We start from the raw sequence: 13,869 nt of genomic DNA on the forward strand, positions 1-13,869 counted from the left end.
GCAGCGGACCGCGCCTTCCGCGACGTCGCGATGACCTTGATCGAGTGGGGCTTCAGGCTTGCCGGGTTGGTCGAGCACAACACGGTCCGGCCGGGACGGTCGCGCTGCGACACGGTCCTCGAGGAACTCGCGAGCGGCGAGCTGATCGGTATTTCACAAGATCGCGGTCGGCTGGCGCGCGGCTGTGCTCTGGACGTCGGTCAACTGCAGGGCGCGATGCAGATCGTGCGCGCGGCGCTCGACACGGGCCGGACCTCGTCATTCTGAACAAGTTTGGCAAGACCGAAGTGGAGGGCGCGGGCTTCCGCCCCTGATCGCCGAAGCAATGGAGGCCGGCATGCCGCTGCTGATCGCCGTACCCTGGCGCAACGTCGAGAACTGGCGCCTCTTCGCCGGCGCAATGGCGCGAGAGGTCGACCCTGATCAACTGACCGCCGATGGACCCAGCTTGTATGACGCCCTCGGCTTCGGACTCGGCTCGGACGAGGCGCGGGAGCCTGCGATCCAGCCGCTTCTGGCGATCTCGACGCGTCACTGACAATCGAAACCAAAGTGCAGCTGTCCGACCGGTCATTGACGCTGCGCAATGCAGGTGAGGCCGCGGTGATGAAAGCTGGCAAGACTAGAGCTTGCGGATCGTCGCGCCCTTCCAAGATCGGATCTGTCCATGTCCAAGCGCATCGCGCTGTCGGCCGTTCTGATCCTCGTCGCGATGGCGGTGGCCGGCATCGTCTATGTCCGCAAGCTGAGCCCCGTCACCGTCGACATCGCTCGGGTCGAGCGTGATGTCGAAATCCGGGTCTTCGGGCTGGGCAGCGTCGAGGCGCAGGTTCTGTCCCGGATCGGCTTCCAGGTCGCGGGCAGGATCGTGCAGCTTGCCGCCGACCAGGGCGAGATCGTCCCGGCGGGCACCGTGCTGGCCACCCTTGAGGACAGTTCGCAGCGCGCCCGTGTCGCCAAGGCTGAGGTGGCGAAGCTGCAGGCGCAGGCGGCTCTCGCCAAGGCGCAGGCGCTGTTGCAGCGGTCGGAGGCGAACCTCCAGCAGCGGGTGCTGGTGAACCAGCGTCGCCAGTCGCTCGTCGATCGCGGTAGCGTCTCGCGCGAGCAGGCCGACGAAGCCCAGACCAACGCGACGCTCGCGCAGGCCGATCTCGCCGTCGCCAAGGCAGAGGTCCGGGTGGCCGAGGCGGCCCGTGACGACGTCGCCGCGGCGCTGACGATCGAACAGGTTCTGCTCGACCAGCACCGTCTGGTGGCGCCTTATCGCGCACGCATCCTCTCGCGCCTGAAGGAGGCCGGCGCCATTGCGGGCGTAGGCGAAGTCATCTTCACGATCATCGAACCGAACTCGGTCTGGGTGCGTGCCTTCATCGACGAGGCCATGTCCGGCGGTCTCGCAGTCGGGCAGAAGGCGCTGGTCCGGCTGCGCTCGGAGATGAACACCGTCGTCGAGGCGCAGATCGTCCGGATCGATCAGGAGAACGACCGGGTCACCGAGGAGCGCAGGGTCTATGTGCGCTGCGTGACCTGTGAGCCGGAGCGTCAGAGCCGCTATCTCGGCGAGCAGGCCGAGATCGAGATCATCAAGCGGATCGTCCCGGAGGGCCTGTTCGTGCCGCTGCGTGCGGTGAGCGGCTTCGATGGTCGTGCGGGCACGATCTGGACGCTCGAGGACGGCAAGCTCAACCGGCGTCTCGTTTCGCTCGGAGATCGGCTGCTCGACGGCCGCGCGCTGATCGTCGAGGGCCTGCCCGCCGATGCGCGCGCGGTAGTCTCTGTGCCGACGGACGGCTTGACCGTCGGGCGCAGGGCGGTGGCCTCCGAGAGCCCCCGATGAACCTCGCCTGGCGCGATGTCCAACACGGGCTCGGACGGTTCATCCTGACCTGCGTCGGCCTCAGCCTGCTGCTGGGCGTCGTCATGGGGATGGTCGGGATCTATCGCGGGCTCGTCGCCGAGGCGCTCGGCCTGGCCCGCAGCGCCGGGGCCGATGCCTGGGTGGTCGAAGCGGGGAAGAGAGGGCCCTTCGCCGAGAGCTCGCGCCTGCCGCGGGACACGCGCGACGCCGTCGCCGTCCATGCCGGCGTGGCGGCTGCTGGCGCGGTCGTCTACCAGACCGTCGAAATCCCCTATCGCGGCACGAACCTGCGCGTCTTCATCGTCGGAGCCCAAATTGGGCGGCCCGGCAGCGAGGTAGCGATCGATGAAGGCCGTGCCATCCTGAGGTCGCGTTCGGAAGTGGTGGCCGATCGCAAGGCGGGGCTGGCGCTCGGCGAACGCATCCGCATCGGGCGCGACGATTTCACCGTCGTCGGCCTGACCGCGAACGCCACCAGCTCGGGAGGAGATCCCGTCCTGATGATGACATTGCGCGACGCCCAGATCGTCCAGTGGCTATTCGATCCATCGGCGGTCAGGCGGGAGACGGCCCGTGACGCGCCGGCCGGTGGTTCGAGCGACCTGGTCAGCGCCATCATCGTGCGCATGCGGCCCAACGCCTTGCCCGAGGGCGTCATCGGTTCGATCGCGCGCTGGAAGCATCTTACGGCCATGACGGCCGCCCAGCAGGAGGAGATCCTGACGCGCTCGGTGATCGAGCGCGCACGGCGGCAGCTAGGCCTGTTCGCGGTGATCCTACTGGTCGTCTCGACGGTGGTGATCGGGCTAATCGTCTACACGATGACCATGGACAAGAAGAAGGCGATCGCGACGCTCAAGCTCATCGGCGCGCCCGACCGCGTCATCGTCGCGCTGATCCTCCAGCAGGCGCTGGCGATGGGCCTGATGGGCTTTGCGATCGGCGCGGCCTTGATCCGCCTGGCCAAGGACTATTTCCCGCGGCGCGTGGTGCTGGAGACCTCCGACACGGCGATCCTGCTCGGCATCATTATCATAGTCTGCCTGGTCGCCAGCATCTTCGGGGTGCGCTCGGCGCTGAAGATCGATCCTGCCTCGGCGCTCGGAGGTTGACATGATGCCTGCATCCAGACCCGTCGTCGCGCCGAGACCGGTCGTTGAAATCGCCCGCCTGTCGAAGACCTTCGGCTCCGGCGCGACGAAGGTACCCGCTCTGATCGACATCGAGCTGACAATCGGGACCGGAGAGGTCGTCGGCCTGATCGGCCCCTCCGGTTCGGGCAAAAGCACGCTGCTCAACTGCATCGGCTGCATCACGGAGCCCGTTTCCGGCTCAATCCGTCTCGATGGCCGCGCCATCTTCGATGGCAAATGGCTGATCGGCGATCTCAGGCGGATGAGGCTCGAGACGATCGGGTTCATCTTCCAGTTCCACAACCTGCTGCCGTTCCTCTCGGCCTGGGAGAACGTGGCGATCGTCCGCACCCTGATTGGCGAAAGCACCGATCGGGCCAAGGCGCGCGCTATGGAATTGCTCGGCTATCTGCAGGTCGACCACCGTGCCGACGCGCTTCCCTCCAAGCTGTCGGGCGGCGAAGCCCAGCGCGTGGCCATCGCACGCGCGCTCGCGAACGAGCCCCGGATCATCCTCGCAGACGAGCCGACCGCAGCGCTCGACTCAGAGCGAGCCGCCATCGTCATCGATCTGATGAAGCAGGTCGCGATCGAGCGAGACGCTGCGGTCATCGTCGTGACCCATGACGAGAAAATCTTCTCGCGCCTCGACCGCATGGTCCATCTACGCGATGGGCGGATCGTCGAGGTTGTGGCGCAAACGGCGTCATGACCGGAGCGTGCTTGAGCCGCCAAAGCCCACCCGCTGCGGCCGACGTCCGGCTTGGAGGCTGTTGCAGCACTGACAGGTCTATTTCCGCCCCCTGACATGGTACCTTCACCGGCCGCATCTCATTCGAATGCCCTAAGCGCGCAGTCGCGGCCCCATGAACACTTGCCAATAGGCTGCAGCAAATAGTCCGAAGGCTCCCGTCCAGGCCAGCCAGGCCAAGAGAACCAGGACGCCGCCAGTTGCGAGGGCGATGGCGGCAAAGATGTGCAGGATCGCAGCGCCGCTCGTTCTGCTGGCCTGGGTCGTGGTGGCGGCTTGCGAAGCGGACGACATCGTGCTGTGGGAGACCGGACGCTGGCACTACTGGCGCGCCTCGTCGTGATGCCCCTCGCGCTCTTCCTCATCGTCGCGGGACTGGTTCAGGGCAAGATCGTCGTCGGCAGGTTCTTGAAGATCACATAGGCCGCAACCGACAGGATGAGCGTGGCGAAGATGCGGTGCAGCGTGTCCTTGCCGGCGGAGAGACGCGTCGCCAGCAGCATGCCGAGAACACCGCCCAGGACGCCGCCCGAGAGGAACTGCGCTGCGACGACCCAGTCGACCTGGCCGCTTCGGGCGTAGTTCAGGGCCGTCGCCAACCCGAAGGTGCCGACCGCGAGCAGCGAGGAGCCGATGGCGTTGATCAGCCCTCACGGGACCACACAGGGAACCAATGGCATTCTGCCCCGCCTGTTTCACCATGATCTCTTGGAAGTCGATTTGGAGCGGCGCGAAGGACAGGCCTGCCTGTTCGACCGCCGGGGCGAATTTTTGGCTGGTTACGAGCCTGACATCGTGCCCAGCCCGCCTGAGCCTTTTGCCAAGAGCCAAAAACGGCTGCACATCGCCGCGCGACCCCAACGCGTGAATCACCACCCGCATCGTACTCAACCCATGCCGTTGATCTGTGCCGGGATGCTCACGGCCATCGAAGGCGACCCGACAGCCAACGCTACGAGAGCGCGTCGGGGCAACGGTGTCCATGCGCTCTCGGTCCAAGATCTGCCGGTGAGGATAGAAAGCCGGTCGCTCAACCAAGCAACCGCGACAGAAGGATCGCAACGCCGAAGGCGATCAGGGCCAGCACCAACGTTGGGTACAAGGCCGAGATCGTGGGGCCCGTTACGACCGGGTGTGACGTCCCCTCCGCATTGGGGCGAAAGGTGGCGAGCAATGCCAAGGCCGCTAGCAGCATGCCGATTCCAAGATAGACCATGATCACCTCCGGGATGGGGCGGGGTTACGTTGCGGGGAATTGTCGAACCGGCGTTGCAGGCGCAGCACCGCATAGCCGGTCAGCCCGGCGAGAAGTGAGCCGGCCAGAATCCCGTATTTCACACGGGCCTGCATCGCCGGATCCTCGAAGGCGAGCAGGCCTATGAAGAGGCTCATCGTGAAGCCTATGCCGCAGAGAAGCGCGACGCCGAGCATCTGGGTCCACGTCGCGTTTGCCGGCAGGTCGGCCCATCCGGCGCGAACCATCAACGCGACGGCGCCGAAGACACCGATCAGCTTGCCGAACAGCAGGCCTGCCGCGACTCCGACTGCGATCGTGTCGGTCAGAACCGCTGGGGTGATGCTGATGAATGAGACGCCGGCATTGGCGAACCCGAAGATCGGGACGATCAGAAAGGCGACCGGCTTATGCAAGGCGTGCTCGAGCCGATGCAGCGGGGAGGTGTCGTGTGATGCTTCCGGCTTGCCGGGCGTGAGCCTGATCGGGATCGTCAACGCGAGCAGGACACCCGCGGTCGTCGCATGTACCCCTGACTTCAGGACCAGCAACCACAAGGCTGCGCCCAGAACGAGATAGAGAGGCAGCCTGTCATAGCCTCGCTTGTTCATCGCACAGAGGACCGCCAGAACGGCAGCGGCGCCGGCCAGGGCATAGACGTTCAGTTGAGCGGTGTAGAAGATCGCGATGATGATGACGGCGCCGAGATCGTCGATGATCGCGAGAACTGCGAGGAAGATCTTCAGCGAGGCCGGAACACGCGACCTCAGCAGGGACAGCACGCCGAGGGCAAGGGCGATATCGGTCGCGGCCGGGATCGCCCAGCCACGCAGGGAAGATGGATCATGGTAATTGAACGCGACGTAGATCAGCCCGGGAACGACCATGCCACCCAACGCGCCCGCGCCGGGAAGCACCCTGCGGCTCCATGTCGATAGTTGCCCGTCGAGGACCTCGCGCTTGATCTCTAGCCCGACGAGAAGGAAGAACACCGCCATCAGGGCGTCGTTGATTCAATGCAGGACGCTTAGCGGCCCGATGTAGACCTCTAGAGTCGAGAATAGGCGGCCGCCAGCGGCGAATTGGCAATGACGATGGCGAGCAGCGCGGCCGCCATGAGTACCAGGCCGCCGGCAGCTTCGTTGTCGAGGAATTCTCGGAGCGTCGAGGCAGGCCGACGCATGCGCGACAGCCCGCTCATCGGCAGGCCTCGCGTGATCCGGATTGGTCGAACGGACGAAATGGCGCGCAGGGTTGCGCGAACTCGGGCAGAGGCATGGGCAATAGTCCTCAGCGCTGGCGGCCCGACCAACGCTGATACCTGCCCGCCAATCTCCAAGGCGGAACACCCGCAACCTCTCTTTCATCCTTTGGAGCCGTTCACAAGCTCCAGGTTGGCATCTTGGCGGCACCATCCCCCCAGGACGCTTGTTGCACAGCAACACCGCGCCGGTATAAGGCATTTGCATAAGCTCGGACCCGGTGAAACTCCGGGTGGCTCTTCCGGCCGCCAATCCGCCGGACAACGCAATGACGGACTGTCTCGAGTCTCGGCCAAAGCCGGACCATCCGATCTTGCGCGCCCCGCCTACCGGTGTCCGCCGGCGGGGCCTTGAAGGCCTTATCCTCCAACATGGCAATCTCTCATCTTCGCAACGAGTGGGCTCCCAACGTCACGCGGGAACTCCTCGCCGGCACGGTCGTCGCGCTCGCCCTCATCCCCGAAGCGATCGCATTCTCGATCATCGCCGGCGTCGACCCCAAGGTCGGCCTCTATGCGTCCTTCTGCATCGCGGTCGTCTCCGCATTTGCTGGCGGGCGTCCCGCGATGATCTCGGCCGCGACCGGCGCCATGGCGCTGGTCATGGTCACCCTGGTGAAGCAGCATGGTGTCCAGTACCTCTTCGCCGCCACGATCCTCACCGGTATTTTCCAGATCGTCGCCAGCCTCCTGAAGCTCGGAAACCTGATGCGTTTCGTCTCGCGCTCGGTCGTCACGGGCTTCGTCAATGCGCTCGCGATTCTGATCTTTCTCGCGCAGATGCCTGAACTAATAGGCCGTGGGCCGACCGTCTACGTCATGACGGCCGTCGGCCTCGCACTCATCTACCTGTTGCCGCTCGTCACCAAGGCCGTGCCGTCGCCACTCGTGACCATCATCCTGCTCACGGGCGTGGCGATGTATTTCGGCTTCGATATCCGTACCGTCGGCGATATGGGCGCTCTGCCCAACGAACTGCCCTTCTTCGCGATCCCGCAGGTGCCGCTCACCTTCGAGACGTTACAGATCATCGCACCATACGCATTGACCCTCGCCATGGTCGGCTTGCTCGAAAGCCTGATGACAGCAGCCATCATCGACGAGATGACGGACACGACCTCCGACAAGAACCGGGAGTGCGCCGGTCAGGGCACCGCGAACGTCGTCGCTGGCCTGTTCGGCGGCATGGCGGGTTGCGCCATGATCGGCCAGTCGGTCATCAATGTCTCGTCTGGCGGGCGCGGTCGACTTTCCACCCTGTGGGCCGGCGCCTTCCTGCTCTTCCTCATCGTCGTTCTTGGGCCCTACGTCTCGCAAATCCCGATGGCGGCATTGGTAGCAGTGATGATCATGGTCTCGATCAACACCTTCCAGTGGCGCTCGCTGCGGTCTCTCCTGATCCATCCGAAGAGCTCGAGCTTCGTCATGCTCGGGACGGTCGCCGTCGTCGTCTGGACGCACGATCTCGCCAAGGGCGTCCTGTTCGGGGTGATCCTCAGCGGGTTGTTCTTCGCCCACAAGGTGACACGCTTCTTTGCCGTCGAGTCCGACCGAGACGGAGAAACCCGGATCTATCGTGTGACGGGGCAGATCTTCTTCGCGACAGCCGAGGCATTCCACTCGGCCTTCGATTTCCGGGAGGAAGACGTTCAGCGCGTCGTCATTGATCTCAGTGCCGCTCAATTCTGGGACATCACCGCGATCAATGCGCTCGATCGCGTCGTGCTCAAGTTCCGCCATCACGATATTGCGGTCGAGACGGTCGGGATGAACAAGGCGACGGCCACGATGGTCGAGCGCCTGGCTGTCCACGATAAGGACGGATCCAAGCTAGCTTCGGGCCATTGAGCGGTACTTCAACCATCGACCAATCCTGGTCGTCGGGCGTAGTACCCGGCGACCGAGAGACTGACTCTTCGATTCGATGAGCCGGCCGTTGGCGATGAGAAGCTCCCATCGTATGGGAGACCATGAGCCAGAAACCATCTCCCCGGCTGCAACTGCGCATCTTCCTGGGAAGCTCGGTTGCTATCGGGCCGGGCAAGGCTGAACTGCTGGCAGCGGTAGCAGAAACGGGCTCGATCTCGGCCGCGGGCCGCTCCATGGGGATGAGCTACAAGAAGGCCTGGTACCTGCTCGATACGATGAACCGCTGCTTCCAGACACCGCTCGTCGAGGCCTCCCGGGGCGGCAAGGGTTTCGGCGGCGCCCGCGTCACGCCGATGGGCGCGGAGGTTCTCGCGCGATACCGCTCGATCCAGACCCGCGCAGCCATCGCCTTTGCCGACGATCTTGAGGCGTTGAACGCTCTCGTGGCGGACGAACCTCCCGAAGCCGATTGACCCCCATTCCACTGCTGCCCGTTTTGCATTGCATGATGTTCGCCCAACGATATAGTCAAATCGCTATATCGATCTGGAGGTACGACGATGAACCTGGGACGACGCCTCTTCGCTATTGCGCTTGCGGTGTTCGCGACGCCTGTGCTCGCTCAGGCGCCGTCGGCCTCTGTCCCCAACGTCGCGGCAGCGGCCGACCTGAAGTTCGCTCTCGACGAAATTGGGAAGGCCTACGAAGGCGAGACGGGACGCAAGGTCCAGTTGACCTACGGCTCGTCGGGCAACTTCTTCCATCAGCTCCAGCAGGGCGCACCGTTTCAGATGTTCATGTCGGCGGACGAAGGCTTCGTCCGCCAGTTGAACGAGGCGGGACGGACGGTTGACCAGGGGGCCCTTTACGCGATCGGACGGATTGTGCTGTTCGCGCCGAAGGGCTCGGCTCTCAAGCCCGACGCGGGGATGACCGATCTCCGTGCTGCCATCGCCGACGGCAGGATCACGCGCTTTGCCATCGCCAATCCCGAACATGCGCCCTACGGCCGCGCCGCTGAAGAGGCGTTGCGCTCCCAGGGCCTTTGGGACGGCCTGAAGTCCAAACTGGTGCTCGGCGAGAATGTCTCGCAGGCTGCCCAGTTCGCGACGTCCGGCTCCTCCCAGGGCGGCATCTTCGCTTATTCGCTCGCGCTCGCGCCGGCGGTTTCCAGTCTCGGCACCTATGCGCTGATCCCGGCCGACTGGCATGCCCCGCTGCGTCAGCGCATGGCACTGATGAAGGGCGCGGGGCCGGAGGCTGCCGCATTCTACGCCTACGTTCAGCAACCGGCGGCCCGCGCCATCTTACGCCGCTACGGGTTCCTGCTGCCGGGCGAAAGTTCCTGAACCCAGATGGACTGGACCGCCTTCGGGCTTTCTTTCCGGCTCGGCTTCTACACGATCCTGATCCTGCTCCCGGTGGGCATTCTTCTGGGACGGCTCCTCGCCTTCAGCCGCTTTCGCGGCAAGGGATTCGCGGAGGCCTCGCTGGCGCTCCCGCTCGTGCTGCCACCGACCGTGATCGGCTATTACATACTGGTTGGCCTGGGCGGCGCGTCTCCGATCGGCCAGGCGCTCCAATCGGCATTCGGGCGCGGCCTCGTCTTCACGTTCGAGGGCTTGCTGGTCGCTTCTGTGATCATCAACCTGCCCTTTGCGGTGCAGCCGATGCAGCGCGCCTTCGAAGCTATCGCGCCCGATGTGCGTGAAGCTGCGAGTGTGTCGGGCCTTTCGCCATTGGCAGTGCTGACGCGCATCGACCTGCCGCTCGCCTGGCCAGATATCGTCACCGGGCTGGTGCTCGCCTTCGCCCATACGCTTGGCGAGTTCGGCGTAGTGCTGATGGTCGGCGGGTCGATTCCCGGCGAAACCAAAACGGTGGCGATCTCGATCTACGATCGTGTGCAGGCTTTCGACCATGCATCGGCCGGCATGATGTCGCTGACCCTGCTGGCGCTGTCGATGGCTGCCCTCGGCCTGACCTACGCCCTTTCCGCCAGGGTCGGTCGCCACCATGCATGACACGGTCGCGAGCGGCATGGGTTTGCGGATCGCCTTGCATCAAACGGGCCCTATACCGCTCGATGCCGAGATCGCGTGCCGACCCGGCGAACTGTTGGCGCTTGTCGGTCCATCCGGCGCCGGGAAGTCGACAATCCTGCGCGCGATAGCCGGTCTATACCGACCCGCACATGGGTTGATCACTTGCGGCGGCGAAACGTGGGTGGATACGCAAGCGGGCGTGTTCGTGCCGCCGCATCGCCGGGCTATCGGCATGGTGTTTCAGTCCTACGCGCTCTTCCCGCACATGACCGCAAGCGCCAATATCATGGCCGCTATGGGACATCTGCCTCGCGTCGAGCGCCCGGCACGGGCCCGCGAGCTCTTGTCCCTTGTCAATTTGTCTGGGCTGGAAGGGCGCCGTCCGGCCGAACTCTCCGGCGGGCAGCAACAGCGTGTCGCCGTGGCCCGCGCGCTCGCGCGGGAACCGAAAGTCTTGTTGCTCGACGAGCCCTTTTCCGCTGTCGACAAGGTCACACGAGGCAAGCTCTATCGCGAACTGGCGGAACTGTGGCGTTCGCTGGCGATTCCGATCGTGCTCGTGACACACGACTTCGACGAGGCTGCACGTCTGGCTGACCGGATGTGTCTCCTGCATCACGGCCGCGTCGTTCAGGCGGGGACGCCGCAGGACGTGCTCGCGCGGCCCGCGACCGTCGAGGCGGCCAGGCTGGTCGATCTCAAGAACCTCTTCGAGGCGACCATACGCAGTCATGACGGCGAGGAGACGATTCTCGACTGGTGTGGCGACCGGATCGTCGTCAGGCCCTCCCGAACCGATCTGCCGATCGGATCCCGGGTGGCTTGGGCCGTTCCGTCGACGCAGGTGATCCTCGATCGCGCGGACGGACGTGACCATGAAGGCGTCAATCGCCTTTCGGCCACCGTCGTCGAGGTGGCGGCCCTTTCGGAAGCTACCAGTATTCTCGTGGAGGTCGCGGGAGCTGCAGGTCGCGTTCTGTCGATGACGGTTCCCGCCCAGTTCGTTCGCAGAACGCGAATGGTGGCCGGGGCGCCCGTGGAGGTGTCGATCAGGCCCGATGGCATCCACCTCATGGCGTCCGGCGCGTCTGCGTGAACCCGTCTGAAGCCCTGCCGAGTTCATGAGAACCCTGCGCGACCGAATTGCCGCCTTTGGCGGTGGCGCCCTCATCGGCACCTTGGGGGGCCTGCTCGGGTTGGGAGGAGCCGAGTTCCGGCTTCCCCTGCTGATCGGGGCTTTTGGATTCGGGGCGCTCGATGCCATCATTCTGAACAAGGCGATGAGCCTGGTCGTGGTAGCCACCGCGCTGCCGTTCCGGGCGGCAATCGTTCCGTTCACTGACGTCGTCAGCCACTGGCCGGTGATCGTCAATCTGCTCGCCGGGAGTCTGCTCGGTGCATGGTTGGGAGCTGGATGGGCCACCCGCCTGAAATCGCAGACCCTCTACAGGGTCATCGCCACCCTTCTTGTATTGATCGCGGCCATTCTCGTTTTCGGCCATGACGCCCGCTCATCCAGCGCATTGCTTGCCGGACCCGCGCAACTTATGGCCGGTGTCGTCGCGGGGTTCGCGATCGGTGTGGCCGCATCGCTGATGGGCGTCGCGGGAGGCGAATTGCTGATCCCGACGCTGGTTCTGCTCTACGGCGCGGACATGAAGCTCGCGGGAAGCCTTTCACTTGCAGTCAGCTTGCCGACGATGATCGTCGGCTTCGCGCGCTACAGTCAGGATCGGGCTTTTTTGGTGCTTTGGCGAAATCGGCTCTTTGTAGTCACGATGGCCATCGGCTCCATTGTAGGCACATTCATCGGCGGGCTTCTGCTGGGCTACGTCTCTTCGGCCATCCTGCTTCCCGCCCTCGCTCTGATCCTGGCCATCTCAGCAGTGAAGGTCTGGCGACATGCGCGGCACTGAGATTGAACGAGGCCAGCTTATGTCTTCGCGGCATCCGGGGGCTTGTTCTCCTCCTGCGCCGCGAAGACGTTGTGGGCGTAGGCGTCGAGGACAGCCTCCGATCGAGCCAAGTGCTCGGCCGCCTCTTCTGCGCGCGGAGCCTTGTAGAAATCGAGCTTGCGGATCTTCTCGATCCAGTTCTTGAACTTCATCAACTCCTGCTCATTCTCCTCCAGTTCGGCGAAGGTGAAGTGCTGGACCCGCGTCTCTTCGGCGATCTCCGCCTCGAAGGCGATGCATTTCTCGATGAACTCCTTGTACTCGTCATCTCGGTCGCCATTGAAGCGAGCGATGATCTTCTCCTGCTGCTTCTGATCAAGTCCGACGGTTGCGAGCAATAGTGCCTCGCCGTCGGCCTCGGCGATCTCGTTCTCCAGCACCTTCAGGCGCCGCAGGTGATCGTCCGTCTTCGGGAGCAGGCAAACACCGCCCTGGAGATAGACGGCACCCAAACCCTTGAGCTTGCGCCAGATCGAGACGCGCTTGCGGGCCGGTTCGGCCGGTACCTTGTAGGTGAGCAATAGCCATTCGAGCGAAGCCATCGAACCTCTTGAATGTTACGACCGTTACATTTATAACGTCACGCATAGCATAACTGTCATTGATCCAATGTGACACTGTGCAGTTGATCTGACCAGAGCTCGAGGCTTGGCGAAAGCCGCCATCAAACTTGCGCGAGGAACACGGCCATGACGACATGGGCCACCGCCGCTCCAGCAATATCCGCCGCCTTCCTGGGCTCATTGGTCGAGGTTGTCGAAGCCTTCACCATCGTGCTTGCCGTCGCAACCGTCCGCGGCTGGCGACCCGCCCTGACAGGGACCGCTGCAGGCTTCGGCCTGCTTGCCGTCCTAGTTTTGGTCCTCGGTCCAGTGCTCGACCGGGTGCCTTTGCAGGCACTCCAACTGGTCATCGGCGTGCTCCTGCTTCTGTTCGGCCTGCGCTGGCTGCGCAAGGCGATCCTGCGATCTGCCGGGGTGATCGCGTTGCATGATGAGACCCTGGCCTTCGCCAAGGAGACCGCCGAACTGAGCGAATCTGCGCGCCACGGAGATCGACATCTCGATTGGATCGCGGGCCTCGCCGCCTTCAAAGCCGTTGTCCTGGAGGGCGTCGAGGTCGTGTTCATCGTGATCGCCGTCGGCGCGGGGCGCGGATTGCTATGGCCAGCAAGCCTGGGTGCGCTCGCAGCCTGTCTGCTCGTCCTGGCCATCGGCGTCATCGTCCACAGGCCGCTCGCCCGGGTGCCCGAGAATACCCTGAAATTCGGGGTTGGCGTCATGCTCTCAGCCTTCGGTATTTACTGGACTGGCGAGGGCCTCGGCGTCGAGTGGCTAGGACACGACGCGGCTATCCTGGTCCTCGCACTAGGCTTCCTCGCGGTCGGCCTCGGCCTCGCTTCCCTCGTTCGCCGCCCCCGGCAGGAGTTGGCCTGATGCATGTCCTTCGTCTGATCGTGAACGAACTCTTCGGCATGTTCGTCGATGACGAGTTCCTGGCCCTATCGGTCATCGGCGTCGTCATAGCCGCTGCGATCGTCGCGACCGTATTCCACGCCTCGTCGGTCGGGACGGGGCTGGTCCTCGTGGTGGGTTGCATTGGTGTGTTGATGTCGAGCGTAGTCCAAGGCGCGGGAAGGTGATGAGGTTGATGACAGCCGGCACCAGCCCGGCGCTCAAGCTGCTACTCAAACAGCCGCGCCTTGAAATCCTGCGTGCAGACTCGTCGGCCTGGCTAAGTTGAGTGGTGCCACTCCCGACCCC

Annotated in this window: 13 protein-coding genes, 4 pseudogenes and 1 other annotated feature; of the genes and pseudogenes, 12 read left to right on the forward strand and 5 right to left on the reverse strand. The window is 64.3% G+C overall.

The genetic code is table 11. The annotated features are described in order from the left end of the window. The first annotated feature begins 30 nt into the window (after positions 1-30). The 4 genes and pseudogenes from C8D03_RS26825 to C8D03_RS15125 all read left to right on the forward strand — a co-directional run bounded on the left by C8D03_RS26825 (position 31) and on the right by C8D03_RS15125 (position 3,703). Positions 31-538: pseudogene (locus tag C8D03_RS26825) on the forward strand (DUF2478 domain-containing protein). Positions 539-667: 129 nt separating this feature from the next. Further along, positions 668-1,837: an efflux RND transporter periplasmic adaptor subunit gene (locus tag C8D03_RS15115; RefSeq protein ID WP_108047339.1), complete on the forward strand. Its 1,170-nt coding sequence runs from the start codon at positions 668-670 to the stop codon at positions 1,835-1,837. Next, the gene (locus C8D03_RS15120; protein ID WP_108047341.1) at positions 1,834-2,970 is read left to right on the forward strand and encodes an ABC transporter permease; all 1,137 of its coding nucleotides are present in this window, start codon (positions 1,834-1,836) and stop codon (positions 2,968-2,970) included. The genes C8D03_RS15115 and C8D03_RS15120 overlap by 4 nt, the downstream gene beginning before the upstream one ends. Position 2,971: 1 nt before the next feature. Then, positions 2,972-3,703 (forward strand): ABC transporter ATP-binding protein, encoded by a 732-nt coding sequence (locus tag C8D03_RS15125; RefSeq protein WP_248308485.1) that lies wholly within the window; start codon positions 2,972-2,974, stop codon positions 3,701-3,703. 419 nt (positions 3,704-4,122) lie between these two features. Here the strand turns inward: C8D03_RS15125 and C8D03_RS15130 are convergent. The 4 genes and pseudogenes from C8D03_RS15130 to nhaA form a co-directional block, all read right to left on the reverse strand. After that, a pseudogene (locus tag C8D03_RS15130) lies at positions 4,123-4,389 on the reverse strand (TSUP family transporter); the annotation flags it as partial. Positions 4,390-4,459: 70 nt separating this feature from the next. Continuing rightward, positions 4,460-4,726, reverse strand: a pseudogene (locus C8D03_RS27155) (glycosyltransferase); the annotation flags it as partial. Between the two features lie 46 nt (positions 4,727-4,772). Then, positions 4,773-4,958 (reverse strand): hypothetical protein, encoded by a 186-nt coding sequence (locus C8D03_RS15140; RefSeq protein ID WP_108047343.1) that lies wholly within the window; start codon positions 4,956-4,958, stop codon positions 4,773-4,775. Positions 4,959-4,960: 2 nt separating this feature from the next. Further along, positions 4,961-6,177, reverse strand: a pseudogene (gene nhaA / locus C8D03_RS15145) (Na+/H+ antiporter NhaA). Between the two features lie 271 nt (positions 6,178-6,448). Beyond that, positions 6,449-6,504: a sequence feature (sul1 is cis-regulatory element that is thought to sense ions involved in sulfur or methionine metabolism; They are found in Alphaproteobacteria), on the forward strand. 105 nt (positions 6,505-6,609) lie between these two features. Here nhaA and C8D03_RS15150 point away from each other — a divergent pair. The 6 genes from C8D03_RS15150 to C8D03_RS15175 all read left to right on the forward strand — a co-directional run bounded on the left by C8D03_RS15150 (position 6,610) and on the right by C8D03_RS15175 (position 12,067). Further along, positions 6,610-8,085, forward strand: a complete 1,476-nt coding sequence (locus C8D03_RS15150; protein ID WP_108047345.1) for a SulP family inorganic anion transporter — start codon at positions 6,610-6,612, stop codon at positions 8,083-8,085. 122 nt (positions 8,086-8,207) lie between these two features. Then, complete coding sequence (locus C8D03_RS15155) at positions 8,208-8,579, forward strand: winged helix-turn-helix domain-containing protein (protein ID WP_108047347.1); 372 nt, start codon at positions 8,208-8,210, stop codon at positions 8,577-8,579. Positions 8,580-8,666: 87 nt separating this feature from the next. Then, the gene (gene modA, locus C8D03_RS15160) at positions 8,667-9,455 is read left to right on the forward strand and encodes a molybdate ABC transporter substrate-binding protein (RefSeq protein ID WP_108047349.1); all 789 of its coding nucleotides are present in this window, start codon (positions 8,667-8,669) and stop codon (positions 9,453-9,455) included. A gap of 6 nt (positions 9,456-9,461) precedes the next feature. Next, a complete protein-coding gene (modB, locus tag C8D03_RS15165; protein WP_108047351.1) occupies positions 9,462-10,130 on the forward strand; it encodes a molybdate ABC transporter permease subunit in 669 nt (222 codons plus the stop codon). After that, on the forward strand, positions 10,123-11,247 hold the full coding sequence (locus C8D03_RS15170; protein ID WP_108047353.1) for an ABC transporter ATP-binding protein: 1,125 nt from the start codon (positions 10,123-10,125) through the stop codon (positions 11,245-11,247). The genes modB and C8D03_RS15170 overlap by 8 nt, the downstream gene beginning before the upstream one ends. 25 nt (positions 11,248-11,272) lie before the next feature. Then, positions 11,273-12,067 carry a sulfite exporter TauE/SafE family protein gene (locus C8D03_RS15175; protein WP_108047355.1) on the forward strand — a complete coding sequence of 265 codons (795 nt, stop codon included), beginning with the start codon at positions 11,273-11,275 and terminating at the stop codon, positions 12,065-12,067. Positions 12,068-12,084: 17 nt separating this feature from the next. Here the strand turns inward: C8D03_RS15175 and C8D03_RS15180 are convergent, their stop codons facing one another. Then, positions 12,085-12,648 (reverse strand): Chromate resistance protein ChrB, encoded by a 564-nt coding sequence (locus C8D03_RS15180; RefSeq protein ID WP_108047357.1) that lies wholly within the window; start codon positions 12,646-12,648, stop codon positions 12,085-12,087. A gap of 147 nt (positions 12,649-12,795) precedes the next feature. Between C8D03_RS15180 and C8D03_RS15185 the strand changes: the two genes are divergently transcribed. Together C8D03_RS15185 and C8D03_RS15190 are read left to right on the forward strand one after the other, a co-directional pair. Next, positions 12,796-13,542, forward strand: a complete 747-nt coding sequence (locus C8D03_RS15185; RefSeq protein WP_108047359.1) for a COG4280 domain-containing protein — start codon at positions 12,796-12,798, stop codon at positions 13,540-13,542. After that, positions 13,542-13,748 (forward strand): hypothetical protein, encoded by a 207-nt coding sequence (locus C8D03_RS15190; RefSeq protein WP_108047361.1) that lies wholly within the window; start codon positions 13,542-13,544, stop codon positions 13,746-13,748. The genes C8D03_RS15185 and C8D03_RS15190 overlap by 1 nt, the downstream gene beginning before the upstream one ends. Positions 13,749-13,869 lie beyond the last annotated feature (121 nt).

Origin of the sequence: Bosea sp. 124, from assembly GCF_003046175.1 — a bacterium.
GTDB lineage: Bacteria > Pseudomonadota > Alphaproteobacteria > Rhizobiales > Beijerinckiaceae > Allobosea.

Bases quoted from the DNA above. Each gene is read 5' to 3' on its own strand.
- C8D03_RS15115 (WP_108047339.1), top strand. From the start codon at position 668: ATGTCCAAGCGCATCGCGCTGTCGGCCGTTCTGATCCTCGTCGCGATG.
- C8D03_RS15120 (WP_108047341.1), top strand. From the start codon at position 1,834: ATGAACCTCGCCTGGCGCGATGTCCAACACGGGCTCGGACGGTTCATC.
- C8D03_RS15125 (WP_248308485.1), top strand. From the start codon at position 2,972: ATGATGCCTGCATCCAGACCCGTCGTCGCGCCGAGACCGGTCGTTGAA.
- C8D03_RS15140 (WP_108047343.1), bottom strand. From the start codon at position 4,958: ATGGTCTATCTTGGAATCGGCATGCTGCTAGCGGCCTTGGCATTGCTC.
- C8D03_RS15150 (WP_108047345.1), top strand. From the start codon at position 6,610: ATGGCAATCTCTCATCTTCGCAACGAGTGGGCTCCCAACGTCACGCGG.
- C8D03_RS15155 (WP_108047347.1), top strand. From the start codon at position 8,208: ATGAGCCAGAAACCATCTCCCCGGCTGCAACTGCGCATCTTCCTGGGA.
- modA (WP_108047349.1), top strand. From the start codon at position 8,667: ATGAACCTGGGACGACGCCTCTTCGCTATTGCGCTTGCGGTGTTCGCG.
- modB (WP_108047351.1), top strand. From the start codon at position 9,462: ATGGACTGGACCGCCTTCGGGCTTTCTTTCCGGCTCGGCTTCTACACG.
- C8D03_RS15170 (WP_108047353.1), top strand. From the start codon at position 10,123: ATGCATGACACGGTCGCGAGCGGCATGGGTTTGCGGATCGCCTTGCAT.
- C8D03_RS15175 (WP_108047355.1), top strand. From the start codon at position 11,273: ATGAGAACCCTGCGCGACCGAATTGCCGCCTTTGGCGGTGGCGCCCTC.
- C8D03_RS15180 (WP_108047357.1), bottom strand. From the start codon at position 12,648: ATGGCTTCGCTCGAATGGCTATTGCTCACCTACAAGGTACCGGCCGAA.
- C8D03_RS15185 (WP_108047359.1), top strand. From the start codon at position 12,796: ATGACGACATGGGCCACCGCCGCTCCAGCAATATCCGCCGCCTTCCTG.
- C8D03_RS15190 (WP_108047361.1), top strand. From the start codon at position 13,542: ATGCATGTCCTTCGTCTGATCGTGAACGAACTCTTCGGCATGTTCGTC.